At 70.0% G+C, this 20160-nt stretch carries 9 protein-coding genes; 8 read left to right on the top strand and 1 reads right to left on the bottom strand.

Annotation, left to right across the window (positions count from 1 at the left end; translation table 11 throughout):
- The first annotated feature begins 3 nt into the window (after nucleotides 1–3).
- The 8 genes from sctJ (at nucleotide 4) to asnB (ending at nucleotide 8374) form a co-directional block, all read left to right on the top strand.
- Nucleotides 4–891 carry a type III secretion inner membrane ring lipoprotein SctJ gene (gene sctJ / locus HWX09_RS27490; RefSeq protein WP_027781119.1) on the top strand — a complete coding sequence of 296 codons (888 nt, stop codon included), beginning with the start codon at nucleotides 4–6 and terminating at the stop codon, nucleotides 889–891.
- Nucleotides 888–1637: a SctK family type III secretion system sorting platform protein gene (locus tag HWX09_RS27485; RefSeq protein ID WP_027781118.1), complete on the top strand. Its 750-nt coding sequence runs from the start codon at nucleotides 888–890 to the stop codon at nucleotides 1635–1637. The genes sctJ and HWX09_RS27485 overlap by 4 nt, the downstream gene beginning before the upstream one ends.
- Nucleotides 1619–2248, top strand: coding sequence for a type III secretion system stator protein SctL (gene sctL / locus HWX09_RS27480; protein ID WP_027781117.1), 630 nt, complete (start codon nucleotides 1619–1621; stop codon nucleotides 2246–2248). Before HWX09_RS27485 ends, sctL begins: the two co-directional genes overlap by 19 nt.
- On the top strand, nucleotides 2245–3627 hold the full coding sequence (locus tag HWX09_RS27475; protein ID WP_027781116.1) for a FliI/YscN family ATPase: 1383 nt from the start codon (nucleotides 2245–2247) through the stop codon (nucleotides 3625–3627). Before sctL ends, HWX09_RS27475 begins: the two co-directional genes overlap by 4 nt.
- Nucleotides 3620–4288, top strand: a complete 669-nt coding sequence (locus HWX09_RS27470) for a hypothetical protein (protein WP_027781115.1) — start codon at nucleotides 3620–3622, stop codon at nucleotides 4286–4288. The genes HWX09_RS27475 and HWX09_RS27470 overlap by 8 nt, the downstream gene beginning before the upstream one ends.
- Nucleotides 4282–5091, top strand: a complete 810-nt coding sequence (sctT, locus tag HWX09_RS27465) for a type III secretion system export apparatus subunit SctT (RefSeq protein WP_027781114.1) — start codon at nucleotides 4282–4284, stop codon at nucleotides 5089–5091. The genes HWX09_RS27470 and sctT overlap by 7 nt, the downstream gene beginning before the upstream one ends.
- Before the next feature lie 16 nt (nucleotides 5092–5107).
- Nucleotides 5108–6139 (top strand): EscU/YscU/HrcU family type III secretion system export apparatus switch protein, encoded by a 1032-nt coding sequence (locus tag HWX09_RS27460; protein ID WP_027781113.1) that lies wholly within the window; start codon nucleotides 5108–5110, stop codon nucleotides 6137–6139.
- A 267-nt stretch (nucleotides 6140–6406) separates the two neighbouring features.
- Complete coding sequence (asnB, locus tag HWX09_RS27455; protein ID WP_027781112.1) at nucleotides 6407–8374, top strand: asparagine synthase (glutamine-hydrolyzing); 1968 nt, start codon at nucleotides 6407–6409, stop codon at nucleotides 8372–8374.
- A gap of 45 nt (nucleotides 8375–8419) precedes the next feature.
- On the opposite strand, the gene HWX09_RS27450 is transcribed toward asnB, so the two are convergent.
- Entirely contained in the window at nucleotides 8420–19999 is an 11580-nt protein-coding gene (locus tag HWX09_RS27450) for an LWXIA domain-containing protein (RefSeq protein ID WP_027781111.1), read from the bottom strand.
- Nucleotides 20000–20160: the final 161 nt, after the last annotated feature.

Genomic DNA, 20160 nt, shown 5'->3' with positions numbered 1-20160 from the left:
ACGATGACGACGATCGATTCGACGCCGCGCGCGCATGCGTGGCGCAGCCGGGCGGCGCGCGCGCTGCTCGCGGGGCTGCTCGTGCTGTTGGCCGGGTGCCAGAAGGAGCTGTACTCGGGCCTGTCGGAGCGCGACGCGAACCAGATGGTCGCGGTGCTCGGCGACGCGGGCATCAGCGCTTCGAAGGACAACGATGCGCGCGACACGTCGGACCGCAACGCTTGGCTCGTGAGCGTCGCGGACGGCGACATGCAGTCGGCGCTCACGGTGCTGCAGGCGAACGGGCTGCCGAAGCCGAGCTATGCGAGCCTCGGCGAGCTGTTCCAGAAGCAGGGCCTCGTGTCGACGCCGGCCGAGGAGCGCGTGCGCTACCTGTACGGCGTATCGCAGGATCTGTCGCGCACGCTGCAGGACATCGAGGGCGTGGTGGTCGCGCGCGTGCAGGTCGTGATTCCGGAGAACGATCCGCTCGCGGACAAGATCAAGCCGTCGTCGGCAGCGGTGTACATCCGCTACCGGCAGGGCGTCGATCTGCGCGCGATGGCGCCGATGGTCAAGGATCTCGTCGCGCACAGCATCGAGGGGCTGCAGTACGACAACGTGTCGCTGTTCCTGCAGCCGGCCGCCGCACGCGCGACGCGCGTGGACGGGATCGGCAGCGCGGTGTCGGACATCCTGCGGCTGCGCTCGCCGCTCGGCTGGCTCGTGTTCGCGCTGATCCTGCTGACCTGCGCGGTGATCGCGCTGTCGGCCGCCCGGCGCGGGATGTTCGGCGCGCGGCTCGCGGGCCTGCTCGGCGCGCCGCGCGGCGCGAACGGGGGCGGCGGCTCGGCCGCGCAGCAGACTGGCGGCGGGCTGCGTACGCCGGATGGCGCACGCGACGGCGCATGAGCGATCCGCACGCGCTGCCGCCGGGCGATGCGGCCGCCGCGCCCGACGCGGCGCTGCTGCCGTGGCTGCAGCCGCTTGCGCCGCCACCGGCCGCGCGCGCTGCCGCGTTTCATGCGCTGGTCTGCGACTTCAACCTGCGGCCCGACCGCTATCTGCACGTGACGCGCGTGCCGGCCGAGTGGCCCGCGCGCTACCGTTCGCCGGACGCGTTCGGCGCGGCCGGCCGCAAGCTGCTCGCACGGCACCTGCTCGAGGTCCACGGCGTGGCCGACCGGCACGACTTCGACGCGGCGAATCCGTGCGCGCGGCTCGCGCTGCTGCCGGGCGCGGCGCTCGAGCAACTGGCCGCGTATGCGGGGCTGCTGCTGCATCGCGCATGGCTGCGCGACGCGCTGGCCGGGCGGCGCATCCGCGCGGAAGTCGCGGCGCGGCTCGGCGGCGATGCGCTCGAACTCGCGCTCGAACGTGCGCCGGAATTCGGCGCGCTCGCCGAAACGCTCGAACCGTGGCGCGCCGATCCGGCCGCGCTGCCGGTCGTGATCCGCGCGCGCGGCGGGCGCCTGCTCGCCGATTTCATCGGCGTGGCCGGCGACGCGGTGGCGCGGCGCGTGCGCCTGAAATTCAACCGCGCGATCGACGACGAAGCGCCGTACTGGCTGAACCGCGCGCAGCGCGACCAGTTCGGCGAACTGATGTTCCTGTTTCTGATTCCCGAGAGGCTTGCGTCATGGGACTGGCTTTTCTGATCACGAGCGACAACCTGCAGCTGCTGTCGGAGCGCAAGGTGCTCAAGGAGCGCGAATACGCGGCGCTGCTCGACGCGTCCGCGGTGATCGCGACCGCGCATGAGGAGGCGGCGCGCATCGTCGCCGACGCGCAGCGCGAATTCGACAAGCGCCAGGCGGCCGGCTACGACGAAGGCATGCGCCGCGCGCAGCGCGAGCAGGCCGCGCAGGCGTACACGCAGGCGCTCGCCGCCACGCGCACGATGGAGACGATGAAGGACGCGATGGCCGATATCGTCGTGAAGGCCGTGCGCGCGATCGTCGGCGAGATGAGCACGCAGAAGCTGTACGAGGCCGCGCTCGCGCGGATCGCGCCGCTCGTGCGCGACGAGGCGTTCCTGATCGTGCGCATCGCGCCCGGCCGCACGGACGAGATGCGCGACGCGCTCGACGGCGCGTTCGCGGGGCAGTCGAACCGGCAGAAAATCCGCATCGTCGAGGATGCACAGCTCGAACGCCACGCATGCACGGTCGAGACGCCGTCCGGGCGCATCGACGCGAGCCTCGACCTGCAGATCGACGCGCTGCGCCAGGCGATCCGCCGCGACGCGCTGAAGGGCGCCGCGCGATGAACGCGCCGCTCGACGATACGCAGCCGTTCGGAAGCGGCGACGACGACGGCGCGCCGTTCGATCGCGGCCGCCTGGTCGGCGAGCTCGACGCGGGGCTGGCGTTTTTCTCGCCGGTGTCGGTGCAGGGCCGCGTCAACCACGCGGTCGGGCAGATATTGAATGCGACGGGCATTCGCGCGCGGCTCGGCGAAATTTGCGAGCTGCGCACGCCGAACCAGCCGACGCTGCTCGCGGAGGTGGTCGGCTTCTCGCGGCAGACGACGCTGCTGACGCCGCTCGGCGACGTGGCGGGGCTGTCGCCGGAGACGATCGTCGTGCCGTCCGGGCGCGAGCATGTATTTCCGGTGGGCGAAGGGCTGTTCGGGCGCGTGCTCGACGGGCTCGGCCGGCCGCTCGACGATCGCGGGCCGGTGACGGGCGCCGCGTGGGTGTCGACGCAGCAGGACCCGCCGAACCCGCTCGCGCGCAAGATGATCGACACGCCGTTTCCGACGGGCGTGCGCGTGATCGACGGCCTGATGACGCTCGGCATCGGGCAGCGCGTCGGCATCTTCGCGCCGTCGGGCGTGGGCAAGAGCACGCTGCTCGGGATGATCGCGCGCGGCGCGCAGGCCGACGTGAACGTGATCGCGCTGGTCGGCGAACGCGGCCGCGAGGTGCGCGAATTCATCGAGCACAGCCTGTCGCCCGATGTCCGCGCGCGGTCGATCGTCGTCGTGTCGACGTCGGATCGTCCGGCGATGGAGCGCGTGAAATCGGCGCTCGTCGCGACCGCGATTGCCGAGCACTTCCGCGATGCGGGCAAGCGCGTGCTGCTGCTGGTCGATTCGCTGACGCGTTTCGCACGCGCGCAGCGCGAGGTCGGCCTCGCGAGCGGCGAGCCGCCGACGCGGCGCAGCTTTCCGCCGTCGACGTTCGCGGTGCTGCCGCGCCTGCTCGAACGCGCGGGGCAGGGCGCACACGGGTCGATCACCGCGCTCTATACGGTGCTCGTCGAAGGCGACGAGGAATCGGACCCGATCGCCGAGGAAGTGCGCTCGATCCTCGACGGCCATATCGTGCTGTCGCGCAAGATCGCGCTCGCGAACCGCTATCCGGCGATCGACGTGCTCGCGAGCCTGTCGCGCGTGATGCCGCTCGTCGCGAGCCGCGCGCACCAGCATGCGGCCGCGCGCGTGCGCGAGCTGATCGCGAAGTACCAGGAAATCGAGCTGCTCGTGCAGATCGGCGAGTATCGCGAAGGCAGCGACCGGCTCGGCGATCTCGCGCTGCGCGCGCGCGACGCGATCGGCGCGTTCTGCGCGCAGGCGTCGGACGAGGACGTGCGCTTCGATGCGCTGCTCGCGAAGCTGACGAGGCTGGCGAACGATCATGTCTGAAGCCGACGACCGCCTTGTACTGGCGACGCTCGCTCGCCTGAAGCGCGTGCGCGAGATGCGCAGCCAGATCGCGCGCGTCGCGGCCGCGCGCCAGCAGGGCATCGCCGCGCAGAGCCGGCGCGCGCTGGCGGCCGCGCAGGCGCAGCTCGCGCAGCAGGTTGCCGCGAAGGCGGCGATCCAGACGCGCCTGGCCGACGACGTACGCGAAGCGCGTGCATTGCAGAACGCGGCGGCCGATACGCGCACGTTCGACCGTCATATCGGCACCGCGAGCGCGTCGGTGAGCGAGGCCGCGCACGTGCATCGCGGTCACGAGGCGACGCTCGCCGACCTGCAGCGCGCCGCGCGCAAGGCGAAGGCCGCCGAGGACAAGCTGGAGAAAGCCGGCGAGAAGGCGCTGCACGCGCGCGCCGCGCGGGTCGAGCGCGACGCCGACGAAGTCGCGGACGGCTACGCGGTGCGGCGCTTCGCGACGGGCGGCACCTGGGTGGCCGGCGCGGGCGACGCGTCCGGTCATGCGTCCGCGCAACCGGAGGCGGCCGCCGCGTTCGATGCGGCCATGACCGAAGCGGAAACGGGCGCGGATTTCACCGCTGAAGCCGACGCCTCCGCCGCGCCCGACGATTCCGCCCCGCCCGCCGCCGCGGAGCGCCGATGCTAGATCAGGCCGCGGGCTTCAACGACGTCGCCGGCATGCTGCGGCCGCTGCTCTACGTGATGCCGCGCCTGTTGCCGATCATGTTGATCGTGCCGGTGTTCAACGAGCAGATCATCACGGGCCTCGTGCGCAACGGGATCGCGGTCGTGATCGCCGCGTTCGTCGCGCCGACCATCGATTCCGCGCAGGTGGCCGCGCTGCCGTTCCTGATGTGGTGTCTGCTCGTCGCGAAGGAGGCGATGGTCGGCATGCTGCTCGCGGGCGCGTTCAGCGCGGTGCTGTTCGCGATCCAGGGTGTCGGCTACCTGATCGATTTCCAGACCGGCAGCGGCAGCGCCGCATTCTTCGATCCGATGGGCGGGCACGAGGGCGGCCCGACCTCGGGATTCCTGAATTTCGTCGCGATCGCGCTGTTCGTCACGGCGGGCGGGTTGCAGGTGCTCGTGCAATTGTTCGCGCAGTCGTACGCATGGTGGCCGATCGGCTCGCTCGGCCCCGATTTCTCGTCGATGCTGCAGACCTTCATCGTGCGGCAGACCGACACGATCTTCGAATGGATGGTGAAGCTCGCCGCGCCGGTCACGATCGTGCTGGTGCTCGTCGAGTTCGGCATCGGCCTGGTCGGCCGCGCGGTGCCGCAGCTCAACATCTTCGTGTTTTCGCAGCCGCTGAAGAGCGCGCTCGCGGTGCTGATGATGATCCTGTTCCTGCCGGTGGTGTACGCGTCGCTGCATTCGCTGTTGAGCCCCGACAGCGGATTGATGGCGTTGCTGCGCGCGCTGTTCGGCGCGCACGGCGGCGGCTGAGCGCGCCGGAGCCGACATGGCCGAAAAGGACCAGAAGCCGACCGCGAAGCGCTTGCGCGAGGCGCGCGAGAAAGGCGAGGTGCCGAAGAGCGCGGAAACGGTTTCATCCGCGTTCTTCGTCGGCGTGTGCGTGGCGCTCGCGGTGGGCATCGGTTCGCTGTTCGCGCGGTTGCAGGCGCTGTTCCGGCTCGTGTTCGACGCGGTCGGCGCGGCCGATCCGTCCGCGCGGCTCGCGGTGCTGATCGACGGCGCCGCGCGCGACTGGGCGATGCTGTCCGCGCAGATCGTGGCCGCCGGCCTGCTGGCTGGGTTGCTCGCGGGCTTCGTGCAGGTGGGCGGCGTGATGGCGTGGAGCCGCCTCGTGCCGCAGTTGTCGCGGCTCAATCCGGCCGAGGGGATGAAGAACCTGTGGTCGCTGCGCAACCTCGTCAACCTCGCGAAGATGCTGCTGAAGACGGCGCTGCTCGTCGCGACGCTCGGCTGGCTGATCGTCCAGTCGCTCGACCCGTCCGTGCAGTCGGGCTTCACGCGGCCCGTCTCGATCCTCGCGCTGATCGTGAAGCTGCTGATGCTGCTGTTCGGCTGGGCCGCGCTGATCTACATCGTGATGGCGCTGATCGACATCGTGCACCAGCGGCACGAGTTCAACCAGAAGATGAAGATGTCGATCGACGAAGTGCGGCGCGAGCACAAGGAGGACGAAGGCGATCCGCACGTCCAGGCGAAGCGCCGCCAGCTCGCGCGCGAAGCGCAGTTCGCGTCGTTGCCCGACCGGATCGGCTATGCGTCGGTGGTCGTCTATTCGCCGCGCGTCGCGGTCGCGCTCTACTACGGCGGGATGGGTTCGCTGCCGTGGGTGCTCGCGCGCGGCGAGGGCGACGCGGCCGAGCGGATCGTGCGGCTGGCCCGCGACGCGCTGCGCCCGACGCTCGCGAACGTCGGGCTCGCGCAGGCGCTGTACGAGACGACGCCCGAGAACGGCACGATCCAGCCGCAGCATTTCCGCGAGGTCGCGCAGTTGCTGAAATGGGCGACCGGCGCGGGTTGACGCGGCGTGGCGGCGCCCCTGTCGGCATGCCGCCCTTTTTTCGGTTTACCCATCTTCCCGGGCGACTGGTCCGATTCGATATGGCCCTGTCGCACCGTCATGCGCACACGGCGCTTGACGTCTATTTTTTTTCCAAACCCCGCCGACGTTCACTGGTGAATTATTGCTGATTTATTTCTTCGTAATATGGCTCGACCGTCATGCCCGACGGCGGGCCGGAGGTTGCGCCGCGCGTGACGGGACAGGTCAACAGGGGCAGACAAATCAATGTGCGGAATCGACGGCTTTCTGAATAGCGTCGCCTTCGATGAGGAGACAGCGCGCGGCACGCTCGCGCGAATGACGGCGAGCCTCGCGCATCGCGGGCCGGACGGGCAGGGGATCTGGGTCGACCCGGAGGCCGGCATCGCGCTCGGCCACCGGCGGCTCGCGATCGTCGACCTGTCGGTGCACGGCCGGCAGCCGATGGCTTCCGCGTGCGGCCGCTACGTCCTCGTCTTCAACGGCGAAATCTACAACCATCGCGAATTGCGCGCGGAGCTCGAGCGCGCGGGGCGCGCACCGGCGTGGCGCGGCCATTCCGACAGCGAGGTACTGCTCGCGGCGATCGTCGCGTGGGGCGTCGAGGCCACGTTGCGCCGCGCGACCGGCATGTTCGCGTTCGCGCTGTGGAATCGCGCGTCGCGGGTGCTGACGCTCGCACGAGACCGGATCGGCGAAAAGCCGCTCTACTACGGGCGGATCGGCGACGCGCTCGTGTTCGCGTCCGAGCTGAAGGCGCTGCGCGGCTATCCGGGCTTCGACGGCACGGTCGACCGCGACGCGCTGTGCCTGTACCTGCGCCAGTCGAGCGTGCCCGCGCCCTACACGATCTATCGCGGCATCCGCAAGCTGCCGCCCGGCACGTACATCCAGTTCGAACATGCGCGCGACACGCCGCGCGTGCGGGCGTACTGGACGCTCGAACAGGCGATCGAGGCGGGCCGCGCGCAGCCGTTCGAAGGCAGCCCCGACGAAGCCGTCGACCAGCTCGACACGATCCTGCGTCAGGCCGTCGCGCGGCAGATGGAAGCCGACGTGCCGCTTGGCGCGTTCCTGTCGGGCGGCATCGATTCGTCGGCGATCGTCGCGCTGATGCAGGCGCAATCGGCGACGCCGGTCGACACGTTTACGATCGGCTTTCACGAGGCCGGCTACGACGAAGCCGGTTACGCGAAGGCCGTCGCGCGCCATCTCGGCACGCGCCATACCGAGCTTTACGTGACGGCCGACCATGCGCTCGGCGTCGTGCCGAAGCTGCCGTCGATCTACGACGAGCCGTTCTCCGATGCATCGCAGATCCCGACCTTTCTCGTCTCCGAACTGACGCGCCGGCACGTGACGGTGAGCCTGTCCGGCGACGGCGGCGACGAGCTGTTCGGCGGCTATACGCGCTACTTCCTGACGCCGCGCCTCTGGCGCAAGCTGCATCGCGTGCCGGCCGCCGTGCGCGCGCGGATCGCCGCCGCCTTGCATGCGCTGCGACCCGATCACGCGGACCAGCTCGCGGCCGTCGCGCAGGGCGCGTGGGGCGGCGTGGAGGCGCGCGAATCGTCGTCGCGCATCGGCGATCGCCTGCACAAGCTCGGCCATGTGATGACGGCGGAGAGCCGCATCGGGCTGTACCGGCTGCTGATGTCGTCGGTGCATCATCCCGAGCGCCTCGCGTTGTCGGGGCAGGAGCCGCCGACGCCGCTCGACACGGTGTCCGCGTGGCCGGCGCATCTGAGCTTCGCCGAGCAGGCGATGGCGATCGACACGCTCACGTACCTGCCGACCGACATTCTCGCGAAGGTCGATCGCGCGGCGATGGCCGTGAGCCTCGAGACGCGCATGCCGTTCCTCGATCATCACGTCGTCGAATTCGCGTGGCGCGTGCCGGCATCGGTGCGCTTGCCGGAAGGGCAGTCGAAGGCACTGCTGCGCCGGCTGCTCGACCGGTACGTGCCGTCCGCGCTGATCGACCGGCCGAAGCAGGGCTTCTGCGCGCCCGTCGACCACTGGCTGCGCGGCGCGCTGCGCGACTGGGCCGAGGCGCTGCTGCGGCCGTCGCGCTTGCGCGAGGAAGGCTTCTTCGATGCGGCGGCGGTCGAACGGCTGTGGCGCCAGCACCAGACGGGCCGGATGAACTGGCAGCACCAGTTGTGGACGGTGCTGATGTTCCAGGCGTGGCTGGAGGCGCAGCGCGCGGGGTGACGGCATGGTCGCGCCCGCCGCATGGGGTGCGCGGCGGGCCGACCATCATCCGACCACCAGCGGCGTGCCGATCGGCAAGTGCGCGGGATCGCGCGCGGCCGACGGATTGAGCTGCAGGATCTCGTTCAGCGCACGCGCATCCTGCTCGCCGCGCGTCATCGCCTGCTGGTCCGCACGCGATACGTGCGCGGCGTCGAGCAGCGACTGGCGATGCTGGTCCGCGATCACCCACAGCGAATCGCCGTCGACGACGATGTAGGGCTGCGCGGCGTTCGACGGCGAAGGCGGGTTCGACGGCGTGCCTGGCGACGGCTGCGGCTGGGATGGTGTGGCGCTCGTCGAAGGCGATGGCGCCGGCGACGCGCTCGATGACGCACTTGGCGAAGCACTCGACGATGCGCTCGGCGCGACGTTCGACTGCGACGATCCGCTGCCGAAAAGCCAGTTGAAGAGTCCCCCGATCACGGGCGCGATGCCGATCACGAACTTGTACCCGAATGCGGCGACCGGAATCATGACCACCGCGGTCGGGATCCGCTTGACGAACGGCGTCGCGTTCGGGAAGTGCGTATTGAGCCGGCCGGCGAGCAGCAACGAGGTCATGGTGCCGGTCGCGATTGCGAGATCGTACTCACCCTGCCGCCATTGGGACACGGCGGAGAGTCCGCCGAGCGCGACCGACGCGAAGTCGCCCGTCGAATCGAGCAGGCGCACGACGCGACTGCGTTTGTCCGCGTTCACGCGTCGCGACACCATCAGGAGCGACGTACCGGCGTAGGCGGTGCCGATCACGCCGCTGGCGATGGCCGTCCAGCCCAGCGTGGCGTCGAATGCCGTGAGCGGGTGCGCTGGATAGAAGGTCTTGAGGATCCCGGTCGCGACCGTCGCAACCGATGCGACCGTCATGCCCGCGCGCGCCGTGATGCCCAGCCCGCTGCGCGGATTGCCCGCATGCAGTTGCTGCAGCGACGTGCCGCCGACGAACCCCTGCATTTGCGTGAGCACGTCGTCGGCGAGCGCGGTGATGTTCGTCTTCGCGTCGTCGAAGCTCATCGTCCCCTGCTGGTATTGCTCGACGTATTGCATCGCCTTTGCCTGCGCATGGCGTACCGCGGACTCCAGCTGAGCGAGTCGATGCGCGCCGTAGTCGTGCGCCGTGGAGTTGAATTGGCGCGCGAGTGTCGCGCCGAGGCTCGTGATGGCTGCCACCGCGGCCCTCGGGTCGCCCGACTGCAGGCTGCGGATGGCGCCCTGGTGCATGACCTGGAACACGCGTCCGAGGCGCGACACCAGCAGAAGCGACGACGACGCATTGCCCAGCCCGGTCGTATCGAGCTGATGGAACCCAAGGCCGATCCCGGTCGAAAGGCCGACGACGGCTCCACCCGCGAGCCATGCGTTCCGCAGGTCCGATCGGGCTTTCGACAGTCGGTGCACGCGCAGCGCGTTGAGCCGTGCGGTGGCCTCGTCCATCGTGGCGCTCGGCATATCGGGCTGCGCGATGGCCTTGCGCGCGGCGCCGATCGGTAGCGACGCGTCGTACTGCAGCGCTTTCTGGCCGGTGACGTTCTTCCAGTACACGCGGCTGTCGGCCGCCGATACCGATGCGAGCGACGGCCGCCCGGCAACGCTGCCGCCATGGCTGTCGAGCCATTTTTTGCCGGCCTCGTGGGCCAGCCTGGCGAGCCGGTTGTGGGGCGCCTTGCTGTTCCATCGCGCTTGCGCCGTCTCGTTCGTCGCCCGGCGTGCCTGGTTCAGCAGCGTCGACGTGTTGCCTTCGTATAGCGCGTCGCGTAATGCCACTATCTCGGCGTCGGACATCTTGTGCGTTTTTTTCGCGATGCGCTCGATTTCCGAGAACAGGAACCGCTGTTGATTCGCGAAATCCTGCGCGCCGACCGGTTCGAACACGCGCGTCAGCGCATCGCCGCCGTGCAGTCTCGCGAATTTTTCCGGGGCGTTTTTCCCGTAGTCGGCGATCTTTGCTGCCAGGGCGCGCGTCAGATCCGCGTTCGCGATGAAGTCGTCGCCGTGCGTGCCCCATGACAGGCCGACGTGCACCCAGTCGAGCTGCTTGCGGCTCAGGATCGCGTCGAGCAACGCGACGTGGCCTTCGCCCGGCACCGGTTCGAGCACGGCGTCCGAACCGTGGAAGGTCAGCAGCACGAGCGGTGAGGGTTTGCCGCCGTTATGCGCCGCCCATGTTTCGAGCGCCTCGCCGATGCGCCGCATTTCCGCGTAGCCGTTGTTCGTGCCGGCCATCGCATGGCCGTCTTCCAGCGACACGCGGGGCCGCGACGGTGCAGCTTCGATGCGCAGCAGGAAACCGTATTCCGAGGCCGCCGTGAGCCACTTGTGCAAGTGGGCGAGATCGTCGAGTTCGAGCGTGTGCGTGCCGTTGGCGTCCGTGCGCGTGAGCGTCGCCGTATCGTCGTCGTAGCGCGCGCCGGACGGATCGCCGAAGCGTTTGGCGCGCTGGATGAACCCCGGATCCTGCAGGGCGCCCATCGCGGCGGCGAGCGAATACGGATCAACCTGCAGCGCGACGGCCGGCAGCGCGCCGCCATATCGCCTGATGTAGCGCTTCATCTGCTCGGGATCGTCGCGCAGCGAGAACGAACGCGACATCGGGACGAAGCGGTCGGCGAGACCGGTCAGCTTGGCCTGCGTGGCCAGCTTCACGTATTGCCGGATCAGCTTTCTGTCCGTGCTGCGCGCCGCGCCGATCCACTGCGCGCCCCGCATGAACAGATTGCGCTGGGCCGGGGCGCGGGTGAACGCGCCGTGCGGGTGCAGGCTCGATGCCTCGCGCCACATGTGCAGCGTCCCGAAGATCTTCTTCGCCAGTACGGCATCGGCGAGGATGGCCTTCGGCGAGTCGGTGAACGTGAGGCCGTTGCCTTCCTTGCGCCCCACGTCGCGCTTGCCCCATTCGGTGAGGCGCTCGAGCGTCGACGCGAAATCGGCGATCTTCGCGTTGCCGTAGCGCGTGACGGATTCGACGATCACGCCCGATACGTACGCAGGCTGGAACGGCTCGAGCGCGATCGGTTTCGGGGGCGGGGCGGCGGGCGGCCTGGCCGGCGCGACGGCGGCCGGCTGGTTTCGCTGGGTGCCGCGCGCGGCATGCTTGCCTTTGCGACCTTTTCGGCCAGCGTTGCCGCCTTTGCCCGCTTGCGCGCCTTTGCCGCCTTGGCTCGCGGCGGGCGGCGGCGCCGCCGGCTGCGCGGCTTGCAGCGCGGCCGCCTTGAGCGCGGCGGCGCGCGGCTCGAATACGTCGGGGGCGAGCCTGGAAAGCAGGAAGTGCTGATTGCCGCCATACGGCCCGCGGCCGATCGTCGCCCGCTCCAGCGGCAGGCCGGGGTGATGCGGGTCGCGGAACTGGCCGACGTCGTCGTACCAGCGCACCGTGCCGTTCTCCACCGCGATGAGGCCGGTCAGCGACCCGGTCAGCACGTCGGTGATCGTGCCTTCGTGGTCGTACACGTACACGTAGTGCCCGTCGGGAATCTTGCCCATCTCGAGCGCGCGTTTCAGCTCGTCCGCGTGGTGCGCGTTGAAGTCGAGCGCGCTGTCCGCCGTCGTCGGGAGGATGTCGGGCAGCTCCGCCTCGGCTGCCGCGCGGTTCTGGCGCCGCAGCGACGGATGCGTCTTCCCGAGCACGCGCTGCACGTACGCGTCCGGCTTCGACAGCGGCGTCTTCGGCTTGCTGATCGGGCGGCGCATCTTGGTTGGCGCGAAGCCGCCATAGCTTTCGACGACGTCGTGCGCGACCTTCGCGACGACGAACTGCACGCCACGGCGGCCGTCAGGCAATGCCCAACTGCGGCGCCGGAACGCGGCGGCCAGCTCGCGCGATTCGATCGTGGCATCGCCGAGCGACGTCTTTTCGACGTAGGTCCATTTCCCGGCGCCATCGCGCGTCGCGTAGCCGAGCACCGTGCCGGTCTTGTGTTCGACCGCATAGATCGTCGTCCCCGCGCCGGGATCGTGTCGTGCCGCGGGTTTCGGTCGCAGGAAGCGCGGCGCGCTATCGAGCTTGTGCACGTTTTCGACGACCTCCGCGTCGACCCCCGTGACCGACGGCTCGACATCCCATGCGCGGCGTTCGCCGAAATACGCGTCGACGCGCGCGGCGCCGCCGAACTGGCGCAACTCGGCGAGCGTGACGGGCGACACGTAGTAATCGTAATCGCCGCGGCTCGCGGCGCCTTTGTCCTTCAGCGAGAGAAACGCGTCCTGCAACAGGTTCTGATCGATATCGGCCGATGCCGCCTGCTTGTCGACGAACTTGCCCTGTGCGTTGGTCCGGAAGCTCGCGACGAATTCGGGCTGAGGGTGGATCGCGTCGAGCTGGTCGGCGGGGCGGTCGGTGCGCAGCGCGATCAGCACGTGCGCGTCGGTGCCGAATGCTGCCTTCATCGCGTCGATGCTGTCGAGCTGGTCGCCGTCGACGCGCAGCAGGTCGCGCTTGCCGTGCGACGCGAGCAGATCGAGCGCGCGCTGTTCGCGCTTGGCGGCCTTGCGCGCGGCGAGCCCGCGCGCCGGCCGATGCGCCGGAGAGGCCGGCGCGGCCATTTCGCGCGGTGCGCCGCCGGCCTGCATGCGCGCGATCTGGCTCGCGTAGTAGTCGCGATAGGTCGCGTAGCCGGGCACCGACGGCTCGGCGTCGCCGAACGCGTCCGCGAGCCGGCGCAGGCCGGCTTCGTCGCCGGGCATCACGCGGTCGGCTTCGCGCGCGATCGCGTCGGGCAGGAGGACATCCTTCGAGATGTCGATGCCCGTGTCGTCGATGAGCGCGCGGCGCACCGCGAACGCGTTCGCTTGCGCGCGCGCCTCGGCCATCAGCGCACGATCGACCAGCGTATCGCCGGGCGCGCCGTCGAGCAGCAGGCGTCCGGCGATCGCGTCGACCGCATGCTGTGCTTCGTGCGCGAGCGCGTACACGAGCGTACCGGTGTGGCGCATCCGGCCGTCGAGCACGATGCGCTGCTTGTCCGTATCGATCCGGCTGCCGCGCCCGGGCCGACCAACCACGACCTTCCAGCCGGCGGCCTGGGCCTGAGCGATCTGTCCGCTCAGCAGCGTCGAGCGGCTGACGAGCGCGAGCGCTTGCTTCGACAGCGGCGCGCCGCCGAACCGCATCCGGATCTGCGTGATGACGGACGGCTTCTGAACGAACGCATCGGGCGGCAACGTGTCGGCGATGACCGGGCGCGCGATCGCGATGTCGCCCTGTTCGAGGCCGTGCGTGAGCAGCCGTTCGAGTTCGGTGAGTTTCTCCAGCGTGCGCAGGTGTTCGATCGGGTCGCGCGAGACCGGGCCGGGATCGCTCAGCAGGAAGTCGCCCTTGCGCGTGAAGATGCCCTGAAGGTCGAACGCGAGGCCTTCGCGTTCGACCACCGCGCGAATCTTCCGGACGTGTTCCAGGGCGGCCCGCGTGACGACGCGCGGCAGCGTGCCGGTCGCGGCCATCGTGTGCGTATGCAGGACGCCGAGCGGGCGATACAGCACGCCGACGCGACCGAGCACCGAGAACGGGCCGCTCATCGTGACCGTCTGCAGTCCGTACGAACGCAGGTCGTCGAGCGCAAGCCGTTCGTCGACCGCCGCACGCACGTGACCGGATTCCGCGTGGGCGTGGCGATCGTAGATGCCGAGCGCGGCGTCGTCGCCGAGCGCGAATACGGTTTTTTCGCCACCGGCGCCGAGCAGTTCTCCGGCTTCGTGCGCGAGGTCGACCCGCGCGTTGCGGTCGCCGTGCGCATAGACGCCGAGCGGGTCGGCGTTCAGCGGGCCGAGATCGTGCGGCGCGGCGGGCGCCGGATCGAGGCGATGGAATGTGCCGGTATCGAGCAGCGCGCCGTGCGCGCCGACCGCTTCCGCGGGCGCGGCATACACGGGCCGTTGCCACAGGTTCGCGAGCCGCGCCGCGTGCGCGGCGCCGTCGTGCTTCGCGGCGAGCACGATCGCATAGCCTTCCTGCACCACGAACGGCGGCGCCATCTCGAGCATGTATTCGTGCGCGCTGACCGGCCGGCCGTCGACGAGCAAGGTGCCGTCCGCGCGCGTGTCGGCGTGCAGCACGACCACGCGGCGCCCGGGGTCGATCGTGAAATGACGCGTGCGCGCGGCGGCAAGCTCGGCGGCATCGGGGCGCTCGCCCGCGCGGTACGGCGACGCGATCTCGGCATGCGCGCGACTCCAGGCGACGCGCGCATCGAAGCGGGCGACGCCGCGCGGTGCGGTGCCGGTTTCGTCCATCCGCGGCGCGGGCATCCGGCGCGGCATGCCGCCGCGCCCCTTCTGATGCGACCAGGCGTCGTTGTAGAACGCGCGATAGGTCGCGCCGTCCGCAGCCGACGTATGCACGTCGCCCAGCGTGCTCGCCAGCCGGTCGACCGTGCCTGCGTAGTCGTGCGACCGTCCGCGCCAGTTCGCGCCTTCGCGCGCGATTGCGTCGGGGTGAGCGAGGTGCGCGGCAATGTCGGTGCCGGTTGCCAGCTTGATCTCGTAGCGGGCCTCGAACGCGCTGATCTGCGCGCGTGCCTCGGCCTCGAGCGCCTTGCGCGTGAAGCCGCCGCGCGGCCCGTAGTCGTGATCCAGTACGCCGGCCATCGCTTCGACGGCCTTGCGCGATTCGCGCGCGAGCACGTACGTGATGCTGCCGGCATCGCGGAGGCCGCCGTCGATCGTCACGCGGCGCTTGCGCGTATCGACGTGGCTGCCGCGGCCGCGCTTGCCGATCGTCACGCGCCAGCCGGCGTCCTGCAGCATGCGCAACTGCGTCGCGAGCGTGCCCGACTGCATCGCGAGCGCCTGTACGGCTTCCGGCAACGGTGCGCCGCCCAGACGCATCTGCATCCGCGTGATCCAGCCGGGATTCGGGGTGGCGTAATCGGGCGTCGCGGCGCCGGGCGTTTCCGCGGGCGCGGCGCGCGCCGGATCGTCGGTCGGCACGGACGGGCGTTCGTCGCCGGCATGCGTGCGGACGGTCTTGTCGCCCGCGGCCTCGGCGGTCGTCTCGTCACCACGGGAGGCGGCGGCCGTCCCGCGATCCGCCGCGGGTTTGGCCGCTGCTTCGGCCACGGCGGGGTGGTCCGGTTTGACCACCACCAGCACGCGGTTCGGCGCGCTGAATATGCCGTCGTGCGCGGTGACGGGTTCGGGCGTGGCGACCGCGCGCGGCATCGCCGGCTCGTTCGGGCCGCGCTTGCCGGCGAGCACGATCACCGTTTCGTCGGGCGCCGCGGAGCGCGATGGCGCCGGCGATGCTTCGTCAGCCCCCGCGGCTCCGGACGGGCTGCTTGCCGTCGCCACCGGTTCCGGCTCCGGATCGAAGCGCAGCACCCGCGCGTCGGCGTGCAATTGCCCATCGGCGCCGAATGCGTCGGGTGCGGCCGCGTAGACGGGTTTCTGCCAGCGGTTCGCCAGCTCGGGCGCGAGCGCCGCGTCGTGCTCGCCGGCGACGACGATCACGGGCTCGTCGAGATCCTGCGGACGCAGGGCGGGCGCACCCGGATCGCGGCTCGCCCCGTTCCGCACGAGATAGACCGTGCGCTCGCCGACCTGCATCGGCTCGACGCTCGGCCCGCGCGGCACCGCGATGCCGGCCGGGTCGGACGTCGCCGGCCGCGTGGCGGGCGCTTCGTCCGTCAGGGCGACGACCCGTACATCGACGCGCGGCGGGCCGTCCGGCTTCGTGCGCGTGCCGCCGCCGGCCGGTTCGTCGATATCGGCGGCGCGCGCAGTGGCGCCGCGGGTGGCCGTCGTGCGATCCGCATCGATGTCGTCGTGCTGCCGGTCGGCCTGCGCGCGTGCCTCGCTCGTGCGCTGCGTGCTGTAAGCATCGTGGGCCGCATTCGCGCTTTCACCTTCGGCGGCGGCCTGCCGGACACGGCGTGCCTCCCTCGCCGCGGCGTCGCGCAACTGGTGGTGCAGGTCCTTGCCCTGGTCGATGATCTCGTCCAGCCGGTCGAGCCGCGATTTCGCGACGATGTTCGACGTCGTGCCGATGGCGCCGTCCGGGCCGAACGTCAGGCGCTCGCCGGTGTCCGTCACGCTTTCGACCCGCGTGCCGTGGGTCCAGGCCTTCGGTGAAGCCGATACGACGGACAGCGTGCCGTCCTGGCCGAGCACCACCGACTTGCCGGGCGGCATCTGCTTCGCCGACACCTTGTCGAGCACGCGGATCGGCTGGTCTTCGTAGGTCAGCACCTTGTCGCCGACCATCAGTACGCCGTTGGGCGCGACCTTCACGGGCTCGCCGTCGAGCGTCGCCCGTGTGCGGTCGGCCGACAGCGACGCGGCGCCGTCCTTGTTCAGGATTTGCCCGATCGTCTGGTCATCGACCTTGACGACGTTGCCATCCGTCGTGTGCGCGGCAATCGGCCGTCCGGTGCGGGTGCGGATACCCGTGACCGCGCGTTGCTTCGCGACCCCCGCACCCATCAGCGCGGTGTTGATGACGCCGGATTCGAATGCTTCGCCGGCCGCCTTCGTATTGCCTTGCGCCAGGTCGATACCGGATTCGACGAACGCCTCGCCGGCGCCGGCGACACCGGTCGCGAACGCCGTCCGTTGCGCACCCTTGGCGATGACCGATGCGACCTTCGTCGTGACCGCGCGCTCGAACAGCTTCGTGCCCGCGAGTTTCGCGGCGCCACCGGCAGCCATCGGCACGAGGTTGATGTAGTCGGCGCGGGCGCCGGCGTCGAACGGACTGATGCTCTGGTCGTGCTGGACGCGGTTGGCGAGATCGAGGCCTGCCTTCGTCATCGCGGAACCGATCGCCGTGTAGGTCATCCCCGCGCCGAGGATGTTCAGCGGCACGCCAATCGCCGCGCCGATCACCGTGCCGTCGAGCGCCGTGCCGATCACTTCGAGCGCCATCCCGCCGAGCAGCATCCCCACGTTGACGCCGGTGCCCGTGAAGAAATTCAGCACGGAATCGAACGTACTGTCGTTGTGCGCGGCCTTCGACACGAGCTGCTGCGAGCCGTCCTCGTTGTGGCCGGTCAGGATGTCGACGGTGCCGTCCGACGACAGCTGGTTGCTGTCGAGATAGTCGTTGATGCTGTCGTAGTTGCCGGCCGATTCGTCGATGTAGTGCGCTTTGCCGTCCTTGTCCGTTACCTTGAACAGCGCGCTCGTCGTCATCCCGGTGTCCTTCGCGGCATACACCATCGGCAGCACGCTGATCTGCGTGTCCTTGCCGCCGCCGACCGACAGCAGCTTGTCGCGCACCGAGTCGATCGCCGACAGCTTGTCCTTGTCGACGAAGCGCGCAGTCGAATCCTTGGTTGCCGATACGGGTTGCGACGAAGCATCGGCCGGCACGTCCGGCTGTTGCCCGAGCGCGATGCCGATCAGGTTGCGCTGCTGGTTCTCGTTGAGCAAGCCGAACGGGATCGTGCCGCCGTTCTGCGTGCTCAGGCTTGCCGCGTCGAGCATCGAATTCGACATTTCGGTGCGATGCGCTTCGTAGAAGTCATGCATCGCCTTCTTGTAGTCGTCGGCCGCGTCGGACTTCTCGTCGACATAGCGCAGCCGCTCCTCGAGGCCCGCGTCGAACTGGTCGAGCAGAACCTGCTGGCGCGACGTGTCGCGCAGCAGCTGCAGTTGCGGAACGGCGTTCTCCGCCTTCGTGACGGCGTCCCGCGCGTCGTTCAGCTCGGATTGGTACGGGTTCGGGCGATACGACGGCACCGGGATCACGTCGCCGTCCGGCAACGTGCGCACCCGCAGCGGCGGCGGGTTCGCGGCGGCCCATTCGTCGTACTGCTTCTGCTTGGCGGCGAGCGCGCTCTTTGCCTGATCGACGTCGTCCTGCGCGTTTCCCAGTGCGACGTCGGCTGCACGCGAATTGACGTCGTCGGACAGCCGGTTGCTGGCCATCCGCAGCGCGCCGGCGACCACCTGCAGGCGCGTGGCATCGATCTGCGTCGGGCCGCTCGCCGCAGCCGGCAGCGGCGTCGTCGATCGCGACGGGTCGCTCAGCGACAGGATCGGCGGCGACGACGCGCCATTCTTGCCGGTCGGTGCAGGGGCCGGGAAGGCCGTGGGCAGCGACGGGCTCGCGCCCGGCGCGGCGCCCGCAGCCGTCGACAGCGACGAAAAGGGGGCCGGCGGTGCGGCGGTCGACGTCAATTGCGGCGGTTGCTGGAAAAACGGCTTCAGCAGCGGCTGCTGCGCCTTCACCTGCGCACTGATCTTCGACGCCTGATCGTCGTACTGCTGCGCGAGCGTCGCACCGTATGCGGCGACGAAGCCGTCGTGCGCGATGCTCGCCTGCTGTTTCGCCTTGTAAAGCTTCGCGTACGCGGCGGTGAGATCGAGATCGACCTTCGCGTCGACGGGCGGCAGGTGCGGCGGCTGCGGATTGTCCTTGTGCCACTTGTCGGACGCCTGCTGGGCGACCGTACAGTCGTCCTGTGCGTCGTCGACCCGTTGCTGCGTGGCCAGCATCTGCAGATAGCCGCCGCTCGTGTTCGCGGCCGTCTGCGCGCGCTTGAGCGCGGCGTTCGCGTCCGAAGCCGAATTCGGCGCGACGATCACCGTGCCCTGCCGGCCGGCGACCACGTCGAACTTCTGCTGCGCCTGCGCGACAGCGATGGCGTCGTTGGCCGCCGCGACCGCCGCGTTCGTGAGGTTCGCCGATTTTGCCGCGGCCGTGAGGTCCTTTTGCGCGGCTTCGGGCGATTCGGGAGCCTCCGGCAGATTCACCTGCAGATCCTGCTTTGCCAACGCGTCGTTCAGCCCGCCGATGCCCGCGTCGAGTGCCGCCTTGTAGTCGGGATCGACGAGGTAGGATCGGAGCTGCGTACGGGCGAGGTATGCGTTCGACAGATCCGCGAAGTATTTCGCGGTACCGGCGGCCGCGTGCGCGTCGGCGCTTTTCCAGTCGTCGTAGAGCTTCGACTGCTCCGCTTTCGTGCAGTCGCCCGGCTTCGGTACCCAGTTCGGGTCGTTCGCGTGGTCGGGAAACGCGGCCTGCAGCGCCTTGAGCTTGTCGTTGGCCGCGTCCTGCGCGTCGCCCGGGTTCGTCACCTTGCCGTCGTCGTCGATCTGGATGCCGGCCGGCTTGTCGGCGTCGGCCTGTTCGCCATACAGGATCGTGTAGCCGGCGTCGGTCGTCACGTTCAGCTCGCGCTGGGCGGTGTCGGTCGCCGTGCGCGCTTTTGCGTAATCGGCCTGCGCGGCCTTGCGGGCCTCCGGCGTCGATTCGGGATCGCGGTTGACCACGTGCAGTACGTTCTGCGCGCCCTGCAGCGATTTCGACGCGTCGTCGTATTTCGTCTGCGCGTCCTGGATTGCCTGCCGCACGGCTTGCGTCGTCTTGTTCTCGACGGTGATGTCGGGCGGCGGCGCCGTGTATTGCGCGGCCATGCGCTGCATCAGCGACGTCGCGTCGGCGATCTCCGCGTTGGTCGGCTTCGACGGGTCGGTGGCCAACGACGCGTTGACGGGAATCGGCGGGGCGGCGACCGGGTTCGCGGGGCCGGCTGCCGGATCGTCCTGTTTCGGCGGCGGCGGCGGCGGCGGGGGCGCGACGACAGGATTCAGCGTTTCCGACAGGAAGCGCTGCCAGTTGACGCCCAGTCCCAGTCCGTCGATCAACAGCATGCTCGTCTCCGTTGAGCCGCGCGATGCGCGGAGCACCCGGCGCACGGTACGCCGCGCCGCCAGCTTTCAAGTGTAAGGAGACGCTTCGCGGCTGGCATGCCGCTGTTTCGTAGCGTGGCGGCGCGGTCGGGGCGCGCGCGCGACGCGGGCTACGAGGCGCG

The sequence above is a fragment of the Burkholderia sp. BCC1208 genome (assembly GCF_902833095.1).
Taxonomy (GTDB): domain Bacteria; phylum Pseudomonadota; class Gammaproteobacteria; order Burkholderiales; family Burkholderiaceae; genus Burkholderia.
Note: the sequence above shows the minus strand (reverse complement) of the source record. Positions and strands in the feature narration are given on the sequence as shown.